Raw genomic sequence first — 25,329 nt, 5'->3', positions numbered from 1 at the left:
CCTACTTCATAGGGACGGGTTTTTTGTGTGCTTTAAAATATTCAAAGGAGTGATTGTAGATGAAGAAAGTAGATGTAAAAGAGTCAGCTGTAGGGAGAGAAACACGTATTCGTAAACAGTGGAACGAGCAAAGCATTTTCGAGCAATCAATTCAGAATCGAGAAGGCGCACAATCTTTTGTGTTTTATGAAGGACCACCAACGGCGAACGGACTACCGCATGTAGGTCATGCACTTGGACGAACAATTAAAGATGTAGTAGCAAGATATAAAACGATGGCTGGTTATAAAGTGTTAAGAAAAGCGGGATGGGATACACACGGTTTGCCTGTAGAATTAGGTGTTGAGAAGCAACTCGGTATTTCTGGTAAACATGAAATCGAAGAGTATGGAATTGAGCCATTTATTAAGAAGTGTAAAGAGAGTGTATTCACATACGAGAAGCAGTGGCGTGAATTCACTGAAAGTATCGGTTATTGGGTAGATATGGATGATCCATACGTTACGTTAAAGAATCCATATATCGAAAGTGTATGGCATATTTTAGGGACGATTCATGAAAAAGGATTATTGTATAAAGGGCATAGAGTTTCACCATATTGCCCAAGTTGTCAAACTTCACTAAGTTCACATGAGGTTGCACAAGGGTATAAAACAGTAAAAGATTTAAGTGCAACAGTTAAGTTTAAAGTAAAAGATAGTGAAAATGAATATTTCCTAGGTTGGACAACAACACCTTGGACACTTCCAGCAAATGTTGCACTCGCTGTACATCCAAATATGGAATATGTTAAAGCGAAACAAGAAGGTCATGTATACATTGTTGCGAAAGAACGTGTGCAAGATGTATTAAAAGAAAACTATGAAGTACTATCTGTTCATAAAGGGGAAGAATTATTAAATACTTCTTATACAGCACCGTTTCCAATGAAAGAAGTTACAAATGGTTACCGTGTAATCGGAGCAGATTTCGTAACGGCAGATAGTGGTACAGGACTTGTTCATATCGCTCCAGCATATGGGGAAGACGATTATAGAGTCGTTCAAAGTGAAGGATTGTCATTCTTACATGTTGTAGATGAGAAAGGTGAGTATACAGAAGCAGTACCATTTTTGAAAGGTAAATTTGTAAAAGATTGTGACGTAGATATCGTTCGTTATTTAGCGAAGGAAGGTTTACTATACCATAAAGAAAAGTATGAACATAGTTACCCGCATTGCTGGCGTTGTGATTCACCGCTTCTTTATTATGCAGGAGAGAGTTGGTTAATCCGAACGACTGCAATTAAGGAAACATTTTTACAAAATAACGATACTGTTACTTGGTATCCAGATCATATGAAACATGGACGCTTTGGTAAGTTTTTAGAAAACATGGTGGACTGGAATATTAGCCGAAATAGATATTGGGGAACACCATTAAATATTTGGGAATGTGAAAATTGCGATCATCAATTCGCACCGAAAAGCATTGCTGATTTAAGAAAGCATAGTACGAAAGAAACACCGGAAGATTTAGAATTGCATAAGCCGTATGTAGATGAAGTGCAAGTTTGCTGCGAAAAATGCGGAAGTACAATGAATCGTACACCAGAAGTAATTGATGTTTGGTTTGATAGTGGTTCCATGCCATTTGCGCAATATCATTATCCGTTTGAAAATAAAGAGTTATTTGAAGAACAGTTTCCAGCAGATGTAATTGCAGAAGGAATTGATCAAACACGCGGCTGGTTTTATAGTTTATTAGCTGTATCAGCACTATATACAGGAAAAGTACCGTATAAACGAGTGTTATCACTAGGGCATGTTCTAGATGAGGAAGGACAGAAAATGTCTAAAAGTAAAGGGAATGCACTAGATCCAGTTGATTTAGTAGAGAAGTTTGGTGCAGATGCTCTAAGATGGGCTCTACTCGTTGACAGTGCTCCGTGGAATGCAAAGCGTTTTTCTGAAAGAACAGTACTGGAAGCAAAATCTAAATTTGTAGATACGTTAGTCAATGTGTATAGCTTCTACGTTTTATATGCAAATTTAGATAAGTATAATCCGAACGAAACGTATGATGTAAAGCGGACGAAATTAGATGAATGGGTATTATCAAGATTGCATAGCACAACGAAAAAAGTGAGAACAGCGCTTGATGATTATCAATTTACGAATGCAGCTCGTGAAATCGTGGCGCTTGTAGATGAAGTAAGTAACTGGTACGTAAGACGATCACGTAATCGTTTCTGGGAATCTGGTATGAATGCTGAAAAAGCAGCTGCATATGAGACACTTCATGAAGTGCTTGTAACAATTAGTAAACTAATTGCACCATTTACACCGTTTGTCGCTGAAGATATTCATTTGAATTTAACTGGAAGTAGCGTTCATTTAGAGGGTTATCCAGTTGTAAATGAAACATTACTACAACCTAAATTAGAAGCGGAAATGGATGCTGTTTTACAAGTTGTTGAACTTGGAAGAAGTAACCGTAATCAACATTCTTTAAAAGTAAAACAACCGCTAGCAGAACTCGTACTACTGGAGCATAACGAGAATGATATGGATTGGGAATCTTATCGTGATATCGTTATGGATGAACTAAATGTAAAATCGTTCCACGTTGAACTAGATGAAACGAAGTATACATCCTATCAATTAAAGCTGAATTTTAAAACGGCGGGACCGAAGTTCGGTAAGAATGTAAATGCAGTAAATGGTTGGCTAAAACAATTATCACAAGACGAGGTACAAAACTTTGTATCTACAGAAAGAGCAGTTTACGAAGCAGCCTCAGGAGAAGAAATAGTTGTAACAGCTGAAGATGTAATGGTTGAAAAAGTTGCAAAATCAGGCTTCTCTAATACGACTAACGGACAATATACAGTAATGTTAGATACAAATGTAACGGAAGAATTGTTACAAGAAGGAGTAGCACGTGAGTTTATTCGCGCCGTTCAAGAATATCGTAAGCAGTTGAATTTACCAGTAAATTTACGAGTGGATGTTATTCTTGATACAGAGGAAGAGCTGAAGCAAACATTAACGAATCATAAAGATCTGTTGGAAGAAAATTTACTCGTTAAGCAATTTTCATTTGGTAACTTAACGACTGAAGACGATGAACTATCTGTAGGTGAGACAAAAGTCCGCATTAAATTAAGTGCAGCTCAGTAAAGAAAAAAGGAAGTTGGAATGATTCCAACTTCCTTTTTGTATGAAGGTAAATTAACTAGCTAATTTCCTCATAATCCATTCGATAGGTCCTCTAGAAAATTTCTTTCTCCATAATACGCTAAACAAAATACTGAAAATGAAAAATGCAGTAGCAAATAATAAAACAAAAAGTAGTGTTTGATGTTCCATTCTATTTAATAGAATTAATGTCCCAATCCCGATAAATACATGACTTACATAATGAGTTAATGTTAATTGTCCGGTTTGTACAATGGAAGTAACAAACCAATTATTTTCAAATTTTTCAGTGATATAGAGGCAAATTATTAATATAGAAAAGACTGATCCAGTAGCAGATAAAATGTATAATAAATTTGGTAAAATGGGTCCTGTATTAAACAAAAATGTAGCTGCCTCTTTGCCGATGTATGGAATAAAGTAGTAGGTAAGTCCTTCTGATAAAAGTTCTGTCAATATTGTGGTTGTAATACCGAGAAAGAGTAATCTCTTTCTAATTCTCCTATTATGAAGGTCTAGCCGGCCAATTATCATACCGATTAAGAAGAACGAAAACCAAGGGAAAAAAGGGTGATAACCATTAAAGAATAGATTGCGAAGAAAACCGTTTACTGTCCAGAAGTCTACATAGTTTATAAATGGAGTAGGGCCTCCCCAACCTTCGAAAGTATTGAAAGTAAGCTGAAGAGATTGTGCCAAGAGTAGGATAATAATAGATAACAATAGTAATGCTTTTTTTCGTACTGTAATGAGTAATGCAGCAACGAAAAGGTAAACACCGTAGTAGTGTAATATATCCCCAGTCCACTCCATTACGTATAAAAGTAATCCTAAAATAAATAAGAATAGTGCCCGTTTCCATATGATTTTTCGTCTATTAGAAATTTTTATTTTTTCATTGCTAGCAACAGATGATCTAGTCATTAAAGATATGCCAATTCCAGCAAGTATAACAAATAAGGCAGAAGCTCTACCTTCAAAAAGTGACATGAAAGTTATTAAAAATGGGGGACCATTTCCTTCTGCACCTGTTATCACCATAAAATTAACAAGCAGCATACCAAACATCGCCAAAGCTCTAGCAAAATCCAATCCGATAATGCGCTTTTTTGTATTCACTTCAATCCCTTCTTTCAAAAATGCTGTTTACAGCCTCAAGCCATATTTGTTTATAATTCATATCTACATGTAACATCATAAAATTCCCGATATTATCAAGCACTAATGCTAACATATGAGCTTTTGAAACTAGGTTTTTATTTTCAATTAATTGAAGTTCAGTTGCTTTTGTAAGGAGTGATTCAAATCCTTGTAAATATTCTGTTTGCACAGTTAGTAATCGCTCTTTGTACATATCGTTTCTTGAAGATAGTAATACATATTCTTGCAACACACGATTAAAATATGGATCGTTAAGCTGTTCATCTATCATTTTAAAGCCAATTTCAACACATTTCTCAACAAAATTTTCTTTCGTAAATGCTTCTGTATCGAAAAACGCAGAAAACTGCATAGCCTTGCATAATTCAGTAAAGATAACTTCAATTAAAGAATCTTTAGATTTAAAGTAATAATATATAGATGGTTTTGCAATCCCAACTTCCTCAGCAATCATCGTATAAGTTGTTTTAGCAATGCCGTATTCAGCAAATAATCGGTAACTAACATCCATAATTGAAGAGAAGGTTTCTTCACTTTTACTCATTGTAACGCCTCCTTTCATAAAACATATCATGAATTATTTTTATTTTCAACCTACCGTTAGGTAAAAAAACAAGTCTGTTCTTCATACGGTTCTTTTAAAAATTTATTTCATTTTACATGCAATTATTGAGAAAGTTTCATCTGTAATAAATACAAAGGTAATAGAATTGTTCATAGAGAATTAAACGTAGATTCAATTTTTATCCATCCATTTTGTAAAGAATGATTGCCTAGTGGTAATGGGAAAAGGTTGGGCTACTTTATTAGGGGGAGTGGTTCTATGTTTAATAAAAAAATGGTGGCAATGGCGATGACTGTGCCATTAGTAATGGGGACGCTTTCTACTGTTTCTGCAGTAGAGACAAAGAAACAAGTAAAGGTGGAAGCTTATTCGCCACAGAAAAAAGCTATTGAATATTTAAAAGGGAATGCCAATCAGTACGGATTAAAGCCAGACCTTTCAGACTTGCAATATATTTCTACAACAGAAACGTCAGTAGCTTCATATGTTAGATTCCAACAAGTTGTGAATGGTGCACCTGTATTTTCCAAGCAAATTACAGTTACTCTTAACGGAGAGGGAAAGGGAGTACTTGCTGTTTCTGATTATCAATCTGTTAAAGGTGTGAAGGAAGTACCGACAAAAATTAGTGAAAAAGATGCAATACAAAAATCAATGGCGTATGTTGGAGAAGCAAGTGAGCAAAACTTATGGGCTCCTACAGATAAAGAATTTGGATACATTATTGAAGAGGGAATTGCTCGTCCAGTATATAAAGTGGTTGTCCATTCTAATAATCCATTTGGTGCATGGGAAACATTTATTGATGCGGAAAATGGAAAGTTAATTAAAAAGGTTGATATAAACCGAAAAGTAGAAGGAACAGGAAAAGTATTTTTACCTAACCCTGTCGTATCAAGTGGGAGTTTAGCAGGATTAAAAGATAATAACGATGCAGATTCAACAGCGCTAACGAATCAATTAAAAACTGTTACGTTAAAAGGTTTAGATGGGACAGGATTTTTAATTGGAGAGTATGTAACGATATCTTCAAAAGCGAGAACAAAATCTACAAACTTACAATTCAACTATACACGTGCAAATGATAGCTTTGAAGATGTGATGTCGTATTATCATATTGATACATTGCAGCGTTATATTCAAAGTCTTGGGTTTCAAAATATTAACAATCGTTCCATTAAAGTAAATGTAAATGGAACAACAGCTGATAACTCATTTTATTCACCATCAACAAAGGCTTTAACTTTCGGTACTGGAGGAGTCGATGATGCAGAAGATGCTGGCATTATTGCGCATGAATATGGACATTCAATTCAAGATAATCAAGTTCCTGGGTTTGGAAGTTCACTAGAAGGCGGAGCGATGGGAGAAGGATTTGGTGACTTCTTAGGTGCTACTTATGAAGATGCTGTATCGACTACAGGTTACGGAAAAGCATGTGTTGGAGAGTGGGATGCGGCGGCTTATTCTAGTTCAGATCCAACGTGCTTACGCCGATTAGATACGAATAAAGTGTATCCGAAAGATATAAAAAATCAAGTACATGCTGACGGTGAAATTTGGTCACAAGGACAATATGAGATGGCACAAGCTTTTGGCCGTGATGTTGCAACAAAAATTATTTTACAATCACATTGGTCATTAACGCCAAATTCTAAATTCAGTGATGGAGCAAAAGCGATTAAGCAAGCAGATGCTCTTTTATATGGCGGACAACACGCTGCTGATATCGATCGTATTTGGGCGGCAAGAGGAATTAGTACGAATTAATATAAAAAGTCGTGGCGTTATAAGCCACGACTTTTTAATTTGCTTAAGAACTGGTACTAGTAAATTAAGCTATATGAATGATAGTGTGAATTTATCCGCATTCCATTTATTTTTTCTCGTCTTTAAAAACAAAATGCTCTTTAAATTTCCTAGACTCAACTTTTTGACCGTTTCTCATTGAGCGGAAAGGGTGTTCTTGCCAAGTAATGATTACATCAACCTCATCTGCTTTTGTAGAAACAGGGAAGTTAGCATGTTTAAATCCGGTTTTCCCGCTTGCGAGACGACTTTCTTTTCGTGAAAAGAGTTCGTATTTTGTTTTCATATTTGGTTCATTACGAAAGACTTCAACTTGAACGTTATATACTTCGTTTTTGCCAACATTTTTTACTGAAAATTGATAGGTTTGAAATTCATCTTTTTTAGCTTGAAGCACCTTGTTGCTTATTTTTTTCGGTTCATCAATATTCACTTGCCATTGATCAGAGTTTTGGGAGATGGGTAAAGATTTTGGTGAGTAGGCGTATGTTTCATTCACTACAATTAGGCATAACAAAAGAAGAAAGAAACTAATCGCTTTTTTCATATTAACACCTCACTATAAAATTTTTATTAATATGCGTAAATAAAACGGTGAATATGTAATTAAATGGAAAAAAGGTGATACTTTGATTCAAATGAATTTGAAAAAACTTAAAGAGATAGTAAATGGAGAAGGATTACAAGAATCCTTTCATCTTATAGAGGTACATGGTGTCTGCATAAATTCCAAAAATATTAAAGAAGGAAATTTATTCGTTCCAATCATTAGGGTGAAAGATGGGCATGAGTATGTGAAAGAGGCAATGGATAATGGGGCTGTCGCTTCCTTATGGAAAAAGTCTTACGGTACTCCGCTAAAAGGGATTCCAATTATATTTGTAGATGAAACTTTGTTTGCTTTGCAACAATTGGCACAATTTTATCGAAGCGAGATAAATGTAAAAGTAATCGGAATTACCGGTAGTAATGGCAAGACTACAGTAAAAGATATAATAGGAGGCATTTTAAGTTCAACTTATAGAGTGCATAAAACAAAAGATAATTTTAATAGTCAAATCGGTTTACCTTTAACAATTTTAGAAATGAAACGAAATACTGAGTTCTTAATACTTGAAATGGGAATGAGTGAAAAAGGACAAATTCGAAAATTATCACGAATAGCTCAGCCAGATGTAGCGATTATTACAATGATTGGACAGTCTCACTTAGAAACGCTTGGATCAAGAGAAGAGATTGCGAAGGCTAAATTTGAAATTGTAGACGGATTAAATGACGATGGACTGTTTTTATATAATGGTGATGAGCCATTACTTTCTCAAAATATTAATATGCTAGGTATAGAATGTAAGTCATTTGGTGGAAAGTATACAAATGATTTGTTTCCAACAAACGTACAATTAGATGAATATGGTGTTCATTTTAAATTAAATAATTCAAAAATACAGTACGATGTTCCCTTACATGGAAAACATAATATTTTTAATACGATTGTCGGAATCGCTGTAGGTCAATTTTACAAAGTTCCTATAGAAAAAATACAAGAAGCATTGCAAGAAATAAATATTACACAAATGCGCTTTCAGTTTTTAACCGCTAAAACAGGTTTTACAATTATTAACGATGCATGGAATGCCAGTCCTTCCTCCATGAAGGCTGCAATTGAAACGTTACAGAAATTAAATGCCTATAAGAAAAAAATTATAGTGATTGGGGATATGTTGGAGTTAGGGAAGAAAGCTGAAACATATCATAGAGAAATTGGTAAAATGTTAAATGAGGAGAGCATTCAATATGTATTTACGTATGGAGAGTTAGCCGAAATTGTAGCGGAAGAAGCAAGAAAGGACTATCATACAGGAAAAGTACAGTCATTTGATAATAAAGCCGAGATAGCAGAGGAAGTATTGAGAGTTATAACGAAAAAGGATGTTGTTTTATTGAAAGGTTCACGTGGAATGGCTTTAGAGGAGATTGTACAAAACTGGATGTGAAAAATCAAAATATATTTAAAAGTGCTTGCATTTTATAGAGTGAAGAGATAGAATAATCTGTAAATATAAAAAGTGATGATCAGGAAAAGTACATGATGCAAAGGTCTACAGAGAGCAATCGGTTGCTGGAAAGATTGCGATACCGCATGATGGAAAGACACCTGTGAGTGTTGCTTTGAACGTGATAATTAGTAAAAGCAAACGGTACCTACCGTTATCAGGGCTAAGATGGTCATTATGACAATTTGGGTGGTACCGCGGAAAAATCCGTCCCTATTTTTAGGGGCGGATTTTTGTATTCTTTGAAAGGAGGTGAGTGACCGTGGATGATGACGATGACAACAACAATAACGTAAATAAATATAAAATTACTGGAGGGAAATGTAATGGGTCAAATCATGAAACGTTCACTCACAAAAGAATGTACGGAGCAAAGCGGAAAGGTTGTATCACTTCAAGGATGGGTAAAAAAGATTCGTCATCTAGGTAATGTTAGTTTTTTATTATTACGGGACAGAACGGGAGTAATTCAATGTGTATTAGAAAACGAGTTAGCTGGATTCAAAGTCGATGTAGAAAGTGTTGTCCACGTAATTGGTGAAATAGTTGAGACGTCAAAAACAGAATTAGGCGTAGAAGTACTTGCTCACGAAGTGAAAATATTAAATGGTGCAGAACCACTTCCGTTTGAAATAAATAAAAAGAAGTTACAAGTTGGTTTAGATCAACTACTTAATGAGAGAGTATTATCATTAAGACATGAGCGAACTGCGGCGATATTTAAAGTGAAATCTACACTCGTTCAGAGCTTTAGTGAATTCCTTATAGAGAACGATTTCACACGTATATTTACTCCGAAAATTGTTTCCCAAGGGGCAGAAGGAGGAGCGAATGTTTTTAAGCTTCCATACTTCCAAAAAGAAGCTTATTTAGCACAATCACCACAGTTTTATAAACAAATGATGGTAGCTGGGGGACTCGAACGTGTTTTTGAAATTGCACCTGTTTATAGGGCGGAACATCACAATTCTTCCCGTCATTTAAATGAATATATATCGTTAGACGTAGAGCTTGGCTTTATTCATGATTTTCATGAAGTGATGCAATTAGAAACAGATGTTTTACGATATATGTTTCAACAAGTAGCAAAAAACTGTGAGAAAGAACTACAACTATTACAAATAGAAGTACCTGTCATTACTGAAATACCGAAAATCACATTGTTAGAAGCACAAGAAATCTTGAAAAGTAAGTATCGTAAAGAATCTCCTATAGGGGATTTAGATACAGAAGGTGAAAAGTTACTAGGGAAATATGTGAAGGAAACATATAAGAGTGAATTTGTTTTTATTACACATTATCCGAAAGAAGCGAGACCGATGTATACGATGCCAAATAACGAGAATCCGGCTATTACTGATTCGTTCGACCTACTATATAAAGGATTAGAAATAACATCAGGAGCACAACGAATTCATAATTATGAAATGTTACTTGCTTCTTTTAAAGAAAAAGGATTACATCCCGATAAATTTCAATCTTATTTAAATACATTCCGATATGGGTGTCCCCCGCATGGTGGTTTTGGAATTGGATTAGAGAGAGTTGTATATAAACTTTTAGAGTTATCGAATGTGAGAGAAGCGAGTGCTTTTCCGAGAGATTGTACGCGTCTTATACCATAACATTAGCACCCTTCTATAGTATAGAAGGGTGCTTTGCATTTCAATAAAAGTGAAAGAGAATAATAATATTTTTTGTGTGAAAATATGTAAATTATATTAAGAACATTTTATAATGAATTGAGAAAAAGAAAATTCATAAGTTATAATGAAATATGAATATAAAAAAAGTTCATATAATAATGTATGGAAGGGTATGAAACATGTTATATCAAACGCAAGCAACACAACAAACACCAGCTTATATAATTTATCTTCTTGATGTAAGCGCATCAATGAACCAAATGATGGATGCAGGGGGAGAAGAAAAAAGAAGAATTGATATTGTAACGGATGCTCTTTCTTTAGCGATTCGCCAAATGGTATTTCGTTCAACAAAAGGTAGTCGCTTGCTCCCGAGGTATAAGTTATCTATTTTAGCCTATAGCGATCATGTTTTTGATTTATTGGGTGGTGTGAAAACAATAGACGAGGTAGCAAGACTGCGCCCACTAGAAAAAATCCAAACGCATCGTTTAACTGATACAGCAAAAGCTTTCTCTGTAGTGGAGAAGTTATTGCAAAAGGAATTACCAAATCTACAAGAAGGGCCAGCTCCTGTTGTTTGTCATATGACAGATGGTGCTTCAACTGGTGAAGATCCAGAATTAATTGTACGAAGAATTATGAATATGTCTGTACCTGATGGAAATGTACTAATTGAAAATATTTTTATTTCAGATGAAATTATGCAAGAACAAATTACTAATATAAAGAAGTGGGAAGGGATTATGTCAAATACAGAAATTACAGATGAGTATGGTGCAAAGTTGCAAAGACTTTCATCGCCTATCCCTCAAAGCTATCGTGAGATGATGACGGAACATGGATTTCATATTGCAGATGGTGCGGTGATGATGTTTCCTGGAACAAATGCGGACTTAGTATCACTTGGATTTCAAATGTCTGCTGCAACGCCGGTTCGATAGGAGGGAGAAGTATGGTGAAATATATCCTATCGCAAAAGAAAGAAACGGTATTGCAAGAAAAGAAAACTAAACATTTTACTTATAGATATAGCTATGTAAGAGCAACAGAAACGCAGGATTTAAATGAGAGTGGACAAGACTTCTTAGCATTTCAAGATAATGGAACTAGTTTCATATTTGCGTTATGTGACGGTGTAGGGCTGTCTTTTCATGGTGAAATTGCTGCAGAGTTTCTTGGTATGAAGTTATTAAACTTGTTTGAAACATGTCAAAAAAGTGAACTGGATATTACTACATTAATAAATGAACAGTTAAAAAATTGGATAGAAGAAGCTTCAGAGGAAGTGAGTGCATTTCGATTGCCAGAAGAAACACCGTGGTTACTACGCGATGTTTTGGAAGAAAAGCGAAAACAAGGTAGTGAAGCGATGTTTATTGGAGGGAAAATAGAACTTATTCCAAATCAAGATAAAGCAAAAATAACGATAGTTACACATGGTGATTCATTTGTACAATTGTTTCAAGATAAGGAGAATTGTTCGAATGTAATGAAGTTTGAGAGAAATATAGAGAAAAGATGGTCTACACAGCGTGGCATTATTGGCGGGGAATTGGCGGTTTTTTCAAAGACAGTATCTAGACAAGAAGCTAATCGGATAGTTATTCACTCAGACGGACTTGCACCACTTAAGCAGTATAATTTTGAGGAAGTGTTAAAAGAAATCGAGAGGGCACAGAACTCTCCGACAAGTGATGATATTTCATTTTTAGATGTTTCTTGGTAACAAACACGATGGAAAAAGGTGAATAAACGTGGAAGAGATTATTGTGACATACATAAAACAGTCAAATGAAGAAATTGATATTGCAATTCCAAATGACGTAAAAGCGGTACAAATTATTGAAGCAATTTTACATCATGAAAAAATAGATGAAGCATTGAGCGTTACCTATGAAATTAGAGTGGCAAAAGATAAAGAAGAATGGCATTCTATTCGAAATGATGAAACGTTGCGCGATAATGATGTGTGGGATGGACAATATGTAATGCTATATAAAAAAGGATCGATTATCCCTTCTTTTGAAATGCTACCGGCAGAAGAAGTTTATAATGAACCGGTTAAACAAGATATATCTACTAGTGAAGAAGATTATGTATGGAAAATTATTGAGTAATAGTTTTTGAATGGGGAAGGAGAAATGTTTTGTGCAAAAATCACCGTATTTTCAACGCTCTCCGCGTGTGAAAGTAGATATACCAACAGGGGATGTTATTATTCATGATCCGCCGAATATACCGGAGGAGCCGAAGTTTTCAATTGAAACAATGTTACTGCCAGCAATGATGACGGTTTTAACATTGGTATTATATTTTGTAATGATGAAATTTATGAAGATGAATTCAAGTTATATGCCATTAATGATGGTTTCAAGTATTCCAATGTTGGGATCATATGTAATTACAACGATGGGGCATTTCCGTAAAAAGAAAGAACATCGTCAAATGGTTGAACAATTACAAACAAGATATTTAGAGCAAATTCAAAAGCATCGAGTGGAATTAGATACGCTAAAGGTTGAACAAGCAAAATATTTAATTACACAAAATCCAAGCCCATTAAAAAGTGTACAAAGAATTGAAAATCGGGAAAGTAATTTATGGGAGCGTACACCTGAAAGCCCAGACTTTTTAGATATTCGTATTGGTACAGGAGAAAGACCATTTCTTGTAGAATTGAAGGTGCCTGAACAGAAAGGTTATGAAGAAAATCCATTAGTTACAGAAGCGCAAAATGTGAAAAGGGATTTCAATACGATACCGAATGGGCACATTTCAATTTCTTTGAAAAAAAACGATGTAATTGGTGTAGTCGGAAATAAAGAAGATAGACTAAACTTTATTCGAATTGTAACGACACAAATTATGACGCATCATGCACCAAATGAAGTGAAAATAGCAGCATTTTATCATGAGAAGGAGAAAAAGCAGTGGGATTGGATGAGGTGGCTTCCTCACGTATGGGATGAACAGAGAAGTATGCGCTTTTTATCTGAAAATCAACAAGATGCACAGAAACTAGCTGAAGTACTATTTACCCCCCTTAACATGCGTAGAATCTATAATTCTTCTGCGCAAGCGGATGCAAAAGTTCCTTTAATTCCAATGTATGTCTTTTTCTTATCAGCAAGAGAATTTATAGAGGATGATCCTTTAACGCCAATGTTACTTAGAGAAGGTGAAAGTGTAGGGGCTTCTACATTTATTTTTGCGGAACAAAAGGAACGGTTACCGATGGAATGTGATCTTGTTATAAGTTTAAATGGAGAAAATGGTGAATTAGTAGAAACGTTTTCAAGTTCAACTGAAAATAGTGGGACAACGCGTGCTAGTTTTAAAGTAGATCGACTTTCATTTGAACGATGTGAACTAGGAGCGCGAAGCATTGCTCCAATTCGGATGAAAAGTTCTACAGCAGCCAACATTCCGAAAGTATTAACATTTTTAGACTTGTTTCAAGCTAAAAATATGGAAGAGTTACAAGTGCTAGAGAGATGGAAAGAAAATCGATATCCGACTTCATTACCGGTTCCAATTGGTGTAAGAGAAGGAAGTAAACCTGTTTTTCTAAATATTCACGATAAAATAGAGAAAAAAGGGCATGGTCCGCACGGTCTAATGGCTGGTACAACAGGATCAGGAAAAAGTGAAGTGATTCAGTCTATAATAGCGGCGTTAGCAGCGACCTATCACCCTCATGAGATGGCATTTATGCTTATCGATTATAAAGGTGGTGGAATGTCAAACACATTTGCGGGATTACCGCACATTATTGCATCTATTACGAACCTAGAGGATCCAAACTTAATTGAGCGTGCCAGAATTTCATTAAAGGCAGAATTAGAGCGGAGACAAAAATTATTCATTCAGGCTGGAAATGTGCAGCATCTAGATGAATATTATGAAACAAGCTGGCGTGAAAAAGAACCTTTACCACATTTATTTATTGTTATTGATGAGTTTGCTCAAATGAAAAAGGAACAACCTGAATTTATGGACGAGCTAATTAGTGTCGCTGCCATAGGAAGAACTTTAGGAGTTCACTTATTATTAGCAACTCAAAAACCTTCAGGGGTTGTAAATGACAAGATTTGGAGTAACTCGCGTTTTCGAATTTGTTTACGTGTACAAGATGACGCAGATAGTCGTGAAATGCTTAAGATTCCAGATGCATCTAAAATCAATGTACCAGGACGAGGGTATCTCCAAGTTGGTAGCAATGAAGTATTGGAATTATTCCAATCTGCATGGAGCGGAGCACCTTATAATCCAGATGAAGAGAAAGTTCTTGATATTGTTGACTTTACAGAAGTGAAGCTTTCCGGTGAAAGAATAAAAGTGAAAAAGCGTCCAAAACCAATGACAAATAGTCCAAAGCAATTACAAGCTTTTATTCAATATGTACAGAGCGTATCAGAAAAAGAAAATATTAAAGCATTACCAGGACCTTGGCTGGATCCATTACCGGAAAAATTACTGTTAAAAGAATTTTATGCTATGGAAAATTGGACAATTGCTGAGTGGAATAAACCGAAAGAATATTTACAAGTAACGGTAGGATTAATTGATGATGTTGCAAATCAAGCACAATTTCCTCAGAAATTAGATTTACAAGAAGGGCATTTAAATATTTATGGTATGCCAGGTACAGGAAAAACGACGATGTTGCAAACAATTATTATGTCCTTAGCTGTATCTCATACACCAGAAGAAGTGAATTTCTATGTTATTGATTTTGGTCGAATGTTCTTAGATTTTAGAGATTTACCTCATATAGGCGGGATTATACAAGAAGGCGAAAATGAGAAAATGAAACGTCTATTCGGATTTTTAAAGAAGGAAATCACGCATAGAAAAGAGAGTTTTTCTAATATCGGTGCAAAGTCATTCTCTATGTATAACCGAATGGTAGAAAAGAAAATACCAGCTATAGTAGTAATGGTAGATGGTTATATAAGGTTCAAAAATGAATTTGAGAAAGAAAATGAAGTATTAGAATTATTATTACGCGAATCAAGTACATACGGAGTATATTTCTATTTTTCTCTGAATCAAACAATTGATATGTTCGATCGTGTTCGGAATAATATACCGATGGCACTTACATTTGAATTGCAAGATGGAACAGAATATCATAACTTAGTTGGCAGACCTAAATTCCCATTAATTGAAGTTCCTGTTGGCCGTGGATTAATGAAAGGGCAACCGCCGGAACTATTCCAAGCAGCATTGCCGTTTATTGGTGAAAGTGAACTTGAGTACTCTCAACAATTAAAAACAATTATTCAAAAAATGAATGGAGAATGGAATGGTGAAAAAGCAAAAGCTATTCCAATGGTACCTAAAGAAATATTTGTAGAGCATATGATTGAAGAATTAGAAACAGCCCAAATTTCAGCAGGTATAGAAACAGAGGACATTCATTTGCAAAGTTTTTCTTTAGATGAAATGAGTCATATATTTGTTGGGGGAAGAATAGAAGGTGGAAAAACATCGCTATTACAAACGCTTCTGTTCACGACTGCATACCAATACTCTCCAGAAAAGGTTGAGCTATACTTAGTAGACCTTGGTGAAAGACCTACAGGCATATTAGCTCTGGGAGATTTACCTCATGTAAAGAAGAAGGTTACAGATAGTATGCAATTAAAAGAAATGTTAGATGAATTGTTAGAGTTAATAAATAATAGAGAAGCAGTAATGCCTTCTATAGATTCAAACGTAACAGTGGAGTTTCCATATAAGAGAATAATCATTGCAATTGATGATATTGATCAAATGTTAACTGTATTATCTACTGATTATGAGGCAAAAAACAAAATGGAACTAATAGTCCAAAATTGTAAAAATAAAGGGATTCACTTTATGACTGCGGCTACTACGTCTAGCTTAAATAGCTATTCACATGAAAAATGGTTTGCAGAAATTAGAAAGAGAAGTATTGGTTATTTATTGGGAACGACACAAAATAACGATGTGTATTTCTTTAATATGAAACTGCCACATACTGAAATGGATCAAGAATTATTAAGCGGGGATGGATATTGCATACGTAGAAAGCCAATCAAAATAAAATGTGCATATACACCATTACATTTACTTCGCACGATGACAGATAAAATTAGTGTGAAATGGTCTGAATTAAAAGTGAAATAATATTAAAATAGGGTTAAATTACTAGAAAATAGAATTTTTTTGTAATTTAACTCTTTTAAAATTGTATGAATATAGTTTATAATCTAATTGTTGTATCATTTATGATTTGAAAGGGGAAATTATTACGATGGCAGAAATTAAAATCACACCAGAAGAACTTGAAAGAATCGCAGGAAACTTTAAAAACGCAGCAGGAGAAGCACAAAGTCAAATTAATAGACTTGAAGGCGATATTAATAGTTTAGAAGGACAATGGGCTGGGGCAACACAAGCGAAGTTCCGTGGAGAATTTATCCAATCTAAACAAGCAATGCAGCAATATATTCCAATCTTAGAGGGTATTTCAACAGACTTAAAACGTATTGCTGATAAATTCCGTAACACAGATAACGCATACTAAGAATAGAACAATTGCAAAAGATCAGGAGCTATTGTTCCTGGTCTTTTTTTTGAAAAATTGTTATACGAGAGTAAGGGGATAAAATGGGATTCCGACCAGAAGTAGGAGAAAAAATTAGTCTTAATAAAGATGTTTATCGTTTTGAGAAACACCCAGCTGTAATTGGTATTGAAATGCCCTATGGTCAAGAGGGAAGACAAGGAACAGTCTATCAATTACAACAGGAAAATGGTGTGGAACGAATTGCATTAAAAGTTTTTAAGGAACGCTATCGCGAGGAAAAACATCAACTAGCATTTTTGAAACCACTTTCTTCCTTAGTAGGTCTTAAAGTATGTTCACGCTATATCGTTACTAAAGAAGAACATACATCTGCAATCGAAAAATCAGAAGATCTTGCTAATAGTATTGTAATGCCTTGGATTGAAGGTCCAACTTGGGCTGATATTTTACAAGAACAACGAATGTTATCAAAAGAACAATGCTTCTTTATTGCAGAAGCATTTCTTACAACACTTAAAATGATGGAGGAAAATGAAGTTGCTCATAATGATTTATCGTCTAGCAACGTACTCATACCTTTCTTAAGTGAAAATCCAATTGAAGGCCAACACTATATCGAACTTGTTGATGTTGAGCAAATGTATGGTCCAAAAACGAAAAGACCTTCGTTATTGCCAGCAGGTTCAGCGGGCTACGCACCAATGTATTTAAAAAGTGGAGTATGGCAAAAAGAAGCCGATCGATTTGCAGGTGCCATTTTATTAGGAGAAATATTGAGTTGGTGTAGTGAAGAAGTTCGAAATAAAAAATGGACGGATGCAAGTTACTTTAAAACGGAAGAAATGCAGACAGAATGTGAAAGATATACGTTACTTCAGCAAGTATTACATAATCAATGGAATGGGGAAATTGCAAAATTATTTAAGCAGGCATGGAGTAGTAACTCTTTCGCAGAATGCCCAAGCTTTGCACAGTGGTACGATGTATTTAATAGCGTGAGAGAAAGAATAAAAATTGATGCGGAAAGGCAGTCAGCAGAAGAACACTCTCTTTTTGTATCAAAATGTTTGGAAATTGCAAGATTATTAGAAGAGAGAGGATTTAAACAAGCGGCATTATATGAGTATAAAATAATTTTCAATTCACTCAATCCATCAACAGCTCTGCAAAAAGAACTCGCATATATCATTCAAACTATGGAGAGTCAAGAGCCTGAAATAAATAAAAAAATGGTCCTACAGCATTATTTGGAATTAGCTACTGAATTGGAACGAGAAAACAATGCAGCATTTGCTTGTTTCGTCTATTCACGAATCGTACAATTTCCAAACATTGATCAGGCATTAAAGCAGGAAATTGAAAGCATTATTGAAGAGATAAAAGAAGGACAAGGAACAGAGTCGCAGCAAGAAGTAGCAGCTACAATTACAGTTCCAAATAGTATTCTACAGAGCCGGAAACAAACGAAAAAACAAGTGGAATATGATATAGATGATGAGATTTTAAATGCAAAAGCATCAAATCAACCACTTACAGTAGCGCATGAACAAAGTGAACCATCAGCTTTTTCTACATGGTGGAAAAAGAATAAAAAGCGAATTTTGATTATTGGTTCAACTGTAGTGGTTGTTATAGGTGGTTCAACGTTATTTTATTTCTACACAACAAACGCGAAATATCAAAAGTTTATGGAACAAGCACGACAAGCTTATGATGATAAAAAATATACAAAAGCAGAAGAAGCTGTTGGGCATGCAATTGCTGTGAAGGGTAAAGACGAGGCATATCTCCAATTAGCAACGATTTACGTTGCTGAAGGAAAAAATAAAATTGCAATCGATTATATTACAAAACTAATAAAAGATAGAGAAATAGATAAAGAAAATAATGAAGCTGCTTATTTATTAGCTTCAGCAAATTTCCGCATTGGAAAATATCAAGAAGCAGTGCAAAATTTTGAACAAGCGTTAGCGAATAATGCAAAAGGAATTGAACCATACAAAAAAGATGCGATGCGAGATTTAGCTGTAAGTCATATGAAAATGAAAGAATTTGAAAAGGCAGAAGATGTTATTGTCAAAATGAGCACGAAAACAAATGAGGATAAGGCAATTGTTTCGTATTTAAAAGGTCAACTTTCAACAGCAACTGTACAGTTAGACAAAGCAGAATCTTTCTTTAAAGAAGCTATTATGCAAGATTCAAAGAATGCCATATATACAATTGAACTTTCAAATTTATATGTGCTTTGGAATAAAACAAACTTAATTGATAGTGCGAAGAAAGAAATAAATTATCAACAAGCATCGCACATTTTACAAGTAGCGATTCAAAAAGATATGAAAAATATTGAGTTGTTAAATCAACTAGGAATTGTGTATTACGAAGCGGGCCAGTTTTATGAAACGCGAGATGGCGCAAAGAGTACTGCTGCATATCAGCAAGCGTTAGAAGCTTACAATAGAGTTGTCAGCAGTGGAACACGCGACATAAATACGCTTGTAAATATAGGGATTTTATACGATAAAGTGGGACAAGGAAATGAAGCAGAGAAGCTTTTCACAGAAGCATACTCACAAAACGATGAAAATCCGCATGTGAATTTTGCATTTGGGATGTTTAAAATTAAACAGAAAAAATATGAGGAAGCAAGTCGCTTCTTAAGAAAAACAGTGCAAGCAAATGAAAATGAATCTGAAGTAAGAGCCGCGCAAGAAAAACTAACAGAAATGAAAACAAACGGTTGGATTCAATAAAGATAGGAAAAGGGGAAAAGGACATGGAGGAAAACAATAATAACTTAGGGAAAAAAGTCGCTATATCGGTAATGTCAGTAGCTTTACTAGGAACGTCAGGATATCTTGTGTATGACAAAGGCTTTAGGACAGCAGGAAAAGAACCAGTAAAACTAGCAAGTAATACAGAAGAGAAAAAAGATGATCGTATTACAGGAGGGAATTTACAGTCTATGTTCCCAAATTTAGTTGCTGATCCTGCAAAAAAAGATGAAAAACCGGGCGAAAAACCAACTATTAATTTAGCAGACTTAATTGGAAATAATAAATCACCAATTACGCCAGTAACGTATAAACCAGACGAAGTATCGGTGGAAAAGAAAGATCCACAAATCAAATTATCAGATGCACCAACTCCACAAAAACTTGATTTACTAACTAATATGGTTGGACCTGTGGCAGAGCCGACGGGGAATTTGCCTGAACTGGGAAAAGTGAATGATAATAAACAACAACTTAATGGGCAAGAAGGAGATGGGAAAAAGCCAGACACAAATCCAGAGCCAAACCCAAATCCGGTTCCAAACCCAGAACCGAATCCGAGTCCGAATCCGGTTCCAAATCCAGAGCCAAAACCAAATCCGGTTCCAAATCCAGAACCAAATCCAGAACCAAATCCAGAACCAAATCCAGAACCAAATCCAGAACCAAATCCAGAACCAAATCCAGAACCAAATCCCAAACCAAAGCCGGACCCAGAACCAGAACCAAAACCAACACACCCAACAATTACAGTATCACCAAAAACGGGCGATATTTTAGTTGAGTGGTACGCTGGAAATGGAAAATATTACTCATCTGTTTTCTTTAATGATTTTTATACGAGTCAAAAAGAACTAGATGAAAATGCATTAAATAATTTAACGAACTACTATAGTAAAAAGGAAGACTGGACGCTTGTTAGCCAATTGAATACACCATCAAAATCGAAATCGATAGCTGAACATAAGTTAACATTAGATAATGTAGAACAAATTCTTACAAGTGGTGAATATTCAAATGAGAGAGCACTATTCTATTTACGTAATCAAATGAATGTACTAAATGAATCGGTTACTACACCAGAAGAGCTACAAAGATATTTAAGTGAAAATAAGAAGGATTATATTAAATCTGTAGCAGAAAAAGTTTATCAAACAGCAACAGAAGAAAAAAGAGAGTGGTCAAATACAGGGGATGTAGCATCTTTAGAACAAGCATTAAGTAAATTTTATTTAGTTACATCAGTACTTGAAAGCGTAGAGCCTACATTAGTAGAAAAAGCGAATCAAGGTGTAGAAGATATTTTCAACAAGCTATTACAAGAAGAATTACAGAACCTTAATATCCAAACAACAGTAGTGCAGTCTGCAACTGAGACAAAAGAAAAAGCAAGCCCGGTAAAAGAAAATACTAGTAGTAATGAAGAAAAAGCAGTTACAGAAGGAAATGAGGCAACAAGTACAGAAACAGAGAAAAACCTAAAAGATTCAAAGACTGAGGATGTCAAAAATAACGATAAAACAAATACTATAGATTCTAATACTCAAAAAGCGCAAGTGAAATCTGAACCATTTAGTCAAGAGATTGATCAAATAGAAACGTATTTAAATCCAGCAAATCCACAATATGAAAATGCTTTACTATTAGCAAATCAGTATATTGACAGGGCAACAGGCGAACAAAAAGAAAAGTTAGAAAAGCAATTTAGTGCGGCTGTAGAGGGACTTCGCGGACAAATAAAAGATCCTAATTTTAAAGTGGAAGATGCTATAAATAAAGCGAATTTATTAGCAAATACAGCAAGAGTAGAAAAATCTGTTCAAGATGAATCTCATAAGTTATTAATGCCGCTAATGTTTGAAAGAAAAGCAAACGATGCTGCAAATAATGAAGAATATTATACAGCCGTATTAAATATTGCAAATGCAATTCGTACAAAGCACCCATTGGAACGTTCAAGAGAAGAAATGGTTAAATATGCGAATAAATTATGGACAGATACAGAAAATGAATGGAATAAAATGAATGGAACGACAGGATGGCAAAGTGAAATAGGTAAAACATTATTACCATCATACACATTACTTGCACAGTTAAAAGATATTGATAAAACGATTGGCCAAATTAGTGGTATGAATATGATTGATAATGCATCAAGAAAAATGGAGGGAATTCAACTTGTGCAATTAGCAGGTGATGAAGCAAATAAAAAAGGTCAAACGAGCCTTTATAATGCTTTACATTATTATGGTCAAGCAGCTTCCCGTGGTGTTGTTGACAAAGCAGGATTTTCTAATGTTGCTAGTCTTGTAATTAAAGAAGCAAAACAGTTAGAGAATAAGGATGCTTTAAACAACTATCAAATTTTATATAAAACACCAGGAATTGAAGAGCTAGGAATTAAAGATGAAGTAAAAGTGACAATTGAGTATTTGAGTACATTTGAAGCTGCAAAGGTAAGCGGGAATAAAGATACGATTGAAGATTTAGCTTCAGCAATTGAATTAACTTCTCATACTATGGATTTAGCAATAAAATTAAAATATCCAGAAACAGATGCAAAAGAATGGATGAATACGGTAGCTCTAAAAATGTTTAATAAAGGTGCAGGATATATGTCTGCAACTGATACGAATAATGCATATAAATGTTTTGAATTTTTAAGTCGTGATAAATATGCAAATGCTATTAATGGAGAAATAACGAAACAAGCAAAAGAGAATGTAGAAAAAATTAAAGCTATGAACGTTAAAAAATAATTGGATTTAACATTCGCCATCTTACTTTGCGTAAGATGGCGAAATTATTCCGCATAAGGAGTAAATATTAATGAGTTTAGTAGAAATTTGAATTTTACTAAACTCATTAATTATTCATCATAGTCACGCTATTCGCAATGGAGAATTTGAAAGGTGGAAAAAAGATGATTAGCAATTTAAAAAGGGAAGCATTATCCTCATTGAAAGGCCATTGGGGATTAGGGGTAGGTTCAACGTTTCTTAATTACCTCATTCCCGTAGCAAGTATGTATATCATTGGTATAGTAGTATTTCTAATTTTTGGTTTGTTTATAGACGTTATAGGACCCGAGAACTTTGTATATTATGCATACGGCGAACCTCAAATTAATTTTGGTTTTATTTTATCTCAAATTATTGTATGGGCTATTATTTTTATTCTTTATATTGTTGTACAAAGTGTTATGAGTTACGGCTATTATACAATTACATTACGTTTAGCAAAAAATGAATCTACCACAATAGGTGATTTATTTGCTGGTTTCAATTCAAATAATATATTTAGAGCTATGAAACTAGGTATCTTACAAACAATATTTATTAGCTTATGGAGTCTTTTGTTCATTGTTCCAGGTATTATTAAATTTTTCTCTTATTCTATGGCTTTCTACATTATGTTAGAGGATCCAGAATGTACAGCAAGTGAAGCAATTAAAAAAAGTAAAATGATGATGAAAGGACATAAGTTAGATTTATTTATCACTTGGTTAAGTTTCATTGGTTGGTTTATTTTAGGTTCATTGGTGGGAATGTTTACACTAAATCTCCCATACCTTTGGATTTCGCCATATTATACTACTACAGTATCACATTTCTACTTAAATCTAGTGAATAGAACTAATGATTCAAAAGAAGTACCAGTAATCAATATTCAAAAATAACGAATTTAAATTTCGCATAAGGAGTGAAATTCAATGAGTTTAGTAGAAATTTGTCCATTAGATGAGGCGTTAGTGGAAGCTTTACAGAATGAAGAAAAAAGAGTTCATTTTTATGAGATATTACAGAAATCAAATTTGTACGTTGTTGCTTCTGTAGAGGGAGATACAACTGTAGATGAAGAAGGGAATTTGATTTCAACTGAAAATACACAATTGCAAATTCATTATTTTGAAATGGAAGAAGGATTAATGTTACCACTGTATTCTGATTTGAAACATTTAGAAATGGTTATTCCAGAAGAATGTCCGTATGTTTCTATGAATGCAGTTGAATTATTAAAGACGATAGATTTAGAGGCAAATGTAATATTAAACCCAGGAACAAAATTTCAAAAATTATTTGTAAAGGAAGAAATTGAAGCGATTTGTGATAACAGTATTTTTGATGTTTTTTCTAAAGGGAATAAGTAAAAATTGATGCAGTTCTATTTCTTTTTGGTATAAAATAGAGGAAGGTGGGAGAAGGTTTGGAAATTAAGGTCAAACCTGAACAACTCGAACAAATTGCCAAAAACATATCAGAGATGCAAACACACAGCCAGAACATACAACAAAATCTCAATCAATCTATGTTTAGTATTCAAATGCAATGGCAAGGAGCAACGAGTCAACATTTTTATGGGGAATATATGAGATCAATGAGACTCATGGAATCTTACATACGTAACTTACAAGTTACAGAAAAAGAATTACGGCGTATCGCTCAAAAGTTTCGTCAAGCAGATGAAGAATATCAAAAGAAACAAAATGAAAAATTGAAAGAAACCCATAAAAAAGAAAAGAAACATGAAAAATCATGGTGGGAAAAGGGAGTAGAAGGAGCAGCTGAATTCATTGGAGTAAATGATGCAATTCGTGCAGTTACCGGTAAAGACCCTATTACAGGAAAAGAATTATCATCAAAAGAAAGACTCATCGCCGCAGGATGGACACTCCTAAACTTTGTTCCTGTTGGAAAAGTGGCAAGTCTTGCTGGAAAAGGAATAAAGTATGTCGCTTCTAGCTTTGGGAAGACGATTGTAAAAGCAGGAAAAAGACTAGGCGAAGGCGTAACAATGGTAGCCGGAAAAGCTGGAAAAGCAGCTGTCGATGGTATAAAAACAGCCAGCCACAAAGTAAAAGAGGGTGTAAACTTTGTAGCTTCCACAGCAAAAGGATTTGCCGACAAAATCGGAAGTCTATGGAACAAAGGTGCCACAACCGTAAAAACAACCTTCTTGCAAGGGAATGAAAAGATCCAGCACGCAGTAAAAACATTACTGGAATACAAATGGATCCCAGGCGAGGGAAAAGGATTCGCCGTGGCTGGAGTAGGAAGGGTCTCAGGAGGAGGACAGTATTCTCTGAAAGAGGCTTATCAGTATATGGAGAGTAAGGTTGTTAAGGGTACGGGTGAAGCTACACCTAAAAAGAAAAGTGTGCCGGATTGGCTTAAAGAGCGATGGGAAGCAGGGAATAATTTTAATAAGGAAAATCGTCCTCGTTACCCTTATAATGAGGTAGAGTTGGAAGTAAAAGAAGTAGGGGGTAAAAAATACGTAGTTGACTCATATGCGCACAATAAGGAAATAGTATCTAGAAAATTTACTCAACTTAGTGAAGTGCAAGAAAAGACAGCTAAGAGTTATTTAAATGAAATTACAAAAAAATATCCTTCAGGTTCTAAAATATCAAATGGTCCTTTTAATCCTAACGCTCTCAAAGGGGGGCGACTTAAAGGTGAGTTAATATTAGAAGTACCAGTTCAAAATAAACCAATTCCGCAAACGATTCTTGATGAAGCAACAAAAAATAGGATTATTATTAGGGATATTAAAGGGAAGGTGTATAATTGACT

At 34.7% G+C, this 25,329-nt stretch carries 17 protein-coding genes and 2 other annotated features (1 of these 19 only partly in view); of the genes, 14 read left to right on the top strand and 3 right to left on the bottom strand.

What is annotated here, in order from left to right; genetic code table 11:
* Positions 1 to 6: a binding site (T-box leader), on the top strand (it extends 234 nt beyond the left edge of the window).
* Positions 7 to 59: 53 nt separating this feature from the next.
* Complete coding sequence (gene ileS, locus ACYVEC_RS17645) at positions 60 to 3,161, top strand: isoleucine--tRNA ligase (RefSeq protein WP_275718875.1); 3,102 nt, start codon at positions 60 to 62, stop codon at positions 3,159 to 3,161.
* A 51-nt stretch (positions 3,162 to 3,212) separates the two neighbouring features.
* On the opposite strand, the gene ACYVEC_RS17640 is transcribed toward ileS, so the two are convergent.
* Both ACYVEC_RS17640 and ACYVEC_RS17635 read right to left on the bottom strand, forming a co-directional pair.
* Entirely contained in the window at positions 3,213 to 4,298 is a 1,086-nt protein-coding gene (locus tag ACYVEC_RS17640) for a DUF418 domain-containing protein (protein ID WP_142332785.1), read from the bottom strand.
* 1 nt (position 4,299) lies between these two features.
* Positions 4,300 to 4,884, bottom strand: coding sequence for a TetR/AcrR family transcriptional regulator (locus ACYVEC_RS17635; protein ID WP_098556218.1), 585 nt, complete (start codon positions 4,882 to 4,884; stop codon positions 4,300 to 4,302).
* A 279-nt stretch (positions 4,885 to 5,163) separates the two neighbouring features.
* Between ACYVEC_RS17635 and ACYVEC_RS17630 the strand changes: the two genes are divergently transcribed.
* Entirely contained in the window at positions 5,164 to 6,675 is a 1,512-nt protein-coding gene (locus ACYVEC_RS17630) for a M36 family metallopeptidase (protein WP_063223271.1), read from the top strand.
* A 106-nt stretch (positions 6,676 to 6,781) separates the two neighbouring features.
* On the opposite strand, the gene ACYVEC_RS17625 is transcribed toward ACYVEC_RS17630, so the two are convergent.
* Entirely contained in the window at positions 6,782 to 7,261 is a 480-nt protein-coding gene (locus tag ACYVEC_RS17625) for a hypothetical protein (RefSeq protein WP_098556215.1), read from the bottom strand.
* 91 nt (positions 7,262 to 7,352) lie between these two features.
* On the opposite strand from ACYVEC_RS17625, the gene ACYVEC_RS17620 reads away from it, so the two are divergent.
* The 12 genes from ACYVEC_RS17620 to ACYVEC_RS17565 all read left to right on the top strand — a co-directional run bounded on the left by ACYVEC_RS17620 (position 7,353) and on the right by ACYVEC_RS17565 (position 25,327).
* Entirely contained in the window at positions 7,353 to 8,708 is a 1,356-nt protein-coding gene (locus ACYVEC_RS17620) for a UDP-N-acetylmuramoyl-tripeptide--D-alanyl-D-alanine ligase (RefSeq protein WP_142332784.1), read from the top strand.
* Between the two features lie 66 nt (positions 8,709 to 8,774).
* Positions 8,775 to 8,986, top strand: a binding site (T-box leader).
* A 108-nt stretch (positions 8,987 to 9,094) separates the two neighbouring features.
* Positions 9,095 to 10,393, top strand: a complete 1,299-nt coding sequence (aspS, locus tag ACYVEC_RS17615; protein ID WP_199677615.1) for an aspartate--tRNA(Asn) ligase — start codon at positions 9,095 to 9,097, stop codon at positions 10,391 to 10,393.
* Between the two features lie 200 nt (positions 10,394 to 10,593).
* On the top strand, positions 10,594 to 11,358 hold the full coding sequence (locus ACYVEC_RS17610; protein WP_063223275.1) for a vWA domain-containing protein: 765 nt from the start codon (positions 10,594 to 10,596) through the stop codon (positions 11,356 to 11,358).
* An 11-nt stretch (positions 11,359 to 11,369) separates the two neighbouring features.
* Positions 11,370 to 12,143 carry a protein phosphatase 2C domain-containing protein gene (locus ACYVEC_RS17605; protein ID WP_063223276.1) on the top strand — a complete coding sequence of 258 codons (774 nt, stop codon included), beginning with the start codon at positions 11,370 to 11,372 and terminating at the stop codon, positions 12,141 to 12,143.
* A 28-nt stretch (positions 12,144 to 12,171) separates the two neighbouring features.
* The gene (locus ACYVEC_RS17600; protein ID WP_098556212.1) at positions 12,172 to 12,534 is read left to right on the top strand and encodes a ubiquitin family protein; all 363 of its coding nucleotides are present in this window, start codon (positions 12,172 to 12,174) and stop codon (positions 12,532 to 12,534) included.
* Positions 12,535 to 12,565: 31 nt separating this feature from the next.
* Positions 12,566 to 16,573, top strand: coding sequence for a type VII secretion protein EssC (gene essC, locus ACYVEC_RS17595; protein WP_142332783.1), 4,008 nt, complete (start codon positions 12,566 to 12,568; stop codon positions 16,571 to 16,573).
* A 127-nt stretch (positions 16,574 to 16,700) separates the two neighbouring features.
* Positions 16,701 to 16,973, top strand: a complete 273-nt coding sequence (locus ACYVEC_RS17590) for a WXG100 family type VII secretion target (RefSeq protein WP_000807831.1) — start codon at positions 16,701 to 16,703, stop codon at positions 16,971 to 16,973.
* 83 nt (positions 16,974 to 17,056) lie between these two features.
* Positions 17,057 to 19,732, top strand: a complete 2,676-nt coding sequence (locus ACYVEC_RS17585) for a tetratricopeptide repeat protein (protein ID WP_098556208.1) — start codon at positions 17,057 to 17,059, stop codon at positions 19,730 to 19,732.
* Between the two features lie 23 nt (positions 19,733 to 19,755).
* Positions 19,756 to 22,512 carry a hypothetical protein gene (locus ACYVEC_RS17580; RefSeq protein ID WP_460507494.1) on the top strand — a complete coding sequence of 919 codons (2,757 nt, stop codon included), beginning with the start codon at positions 19,756 to 19,758 and terminating at the stop codon, positions 22,510 to 22,512.
* A gap of 164 nt (positions 22,513 to 22,676) precedes the next feature.
* The gene (locus ACYVEC_RS17575; RefSeq protein WP_063223281.1) at positions 22,677 to 23,432 is read left to right on the top strand and encodes a DUF975 family protein; all 756 of its coding nucleotides are present in this window, start codon (positions 22,677 to 22,679) and stop codon (positions 23,430 to 23,432) included.
* Positions 23,433 to 23,465: 33 nt separating this feature from the next.
* The gene (locus ACYVEC_RS17570) at positions 23,466 to 23,903 is read left to right on the top strand and encodes an SseB family protein (protein WP_063223282.1); all 438 of its coding nucleotides are present in this window, start codon (positions 23,466 to 23,468) and stop codon (positions 23,901 to 23,903) included.
* Between the two features lie 56 nt (positions 23,904 to 23,959).
* Entirely contained in the window at positions 23,960 to 25,327 is a 1,368-nt protein-coding gene (locus tag ACYVEC_RS17565) for a WXG100 family type VII secretion target (RefSeq protein WP_275718877.1), read from the top strand.
* Positions 25,328 to 25,329 lie beyond the last annotated feature (2 nt).

Source organism: Bacillus sp. MN7755, from assembly GCF_054771475.1.
This window is presented reverse-complemented; position numbering and strand designations above follow the sequence as displayed.

Coding starts and splice junctions, on each gene's coding strand:
- aspS (WP_199677615.1), top strand. CDS start 9,095: ATGGGTCAAATCATGAAACGTTCACTCACAAAAGAATGTACGGAGCAA.
- ACYVEC_RS17620 (WP_142332784.1), top strand. CDS start 7,353: ATGAATTTGAAAAAACTTAAAGAGATAGTAAATGGAGAAGGATTACAA.
- ACYVEC_RS17635 (WP_098556218.1), bottom strand. CDS start 4,884: ATGAGTAAAAGTGAAGAAACCTTCTCTTCAATTATGGATGTTAGTTAC.
- ACYVEC_RS17605 (WP_063223276.1), top strand. CDS start 11,370: ATGGTGAAATATATCCTATCGCAAAAGAAAGAAACGGTATTGCAAGAA.
- ACYVEC_RS17590 (WP_000807831.1), top strand. CDS start 16,701: ATGGCAGAAATTAAAATCACACCAGAAGAACTTGAAAGAATCGCAGGA.
- ACYVEC_RS17610 (WP_063223275.1), top strand. CDS start 10,594: ATGTTATATCAAACGCAAGCAACACAACAAACACCAGCTTATATAATT.
- ACYVEC_RS17575 (WP_063223281.1), top strand. CDS start 22,677: ATGATTAGCAATTTAAAAAGGGAAGCATTATCCTCATTGAAAGGCCAT.
- ACYVEC_RS17580 (WP_460507494.1), top strand. CDS start 19,756: ATGGAGGAAAACAATAATAACTTAGGGAAAAAAGTCGCTATATCGGTA.
- ileS (WP_275718875.1), top strand. CDS start 60: ATGAAGAAAGTAGATGTAAAAGAGTCAGCTGTAGGGAGAGAAACACGT.
- ACYVEC_RS17585 (WP_098556208.1), top strand. CDS start 17,057: ATGGGATTCCGACCAGAAGTAGGAGAAAAAATTAGTCTTAATAAAGAT.
- ACYVEC_RS17570 (WP_063223282.1), top strand. CDS start 23,466: ATGAGTTTAGTAGAAATTTGTCCATTAGATGAGGCGTTAGTGGAAGCT.
- ACYVEC_RS17630 (WP_063223271.1), top strand. CDS start 5,164: ATGTTTAATAAAAAAATGGTGGCAATGGCGATGACTGTGCCATTAGTA.
- ACYVEC_RS17625 (WP_098556215.1), bottom strand. CDS start 7,261: ATGAAAAAAGCGATTAGTTTCTTTCTTCTTTTGTTATGCCTAATTGTA.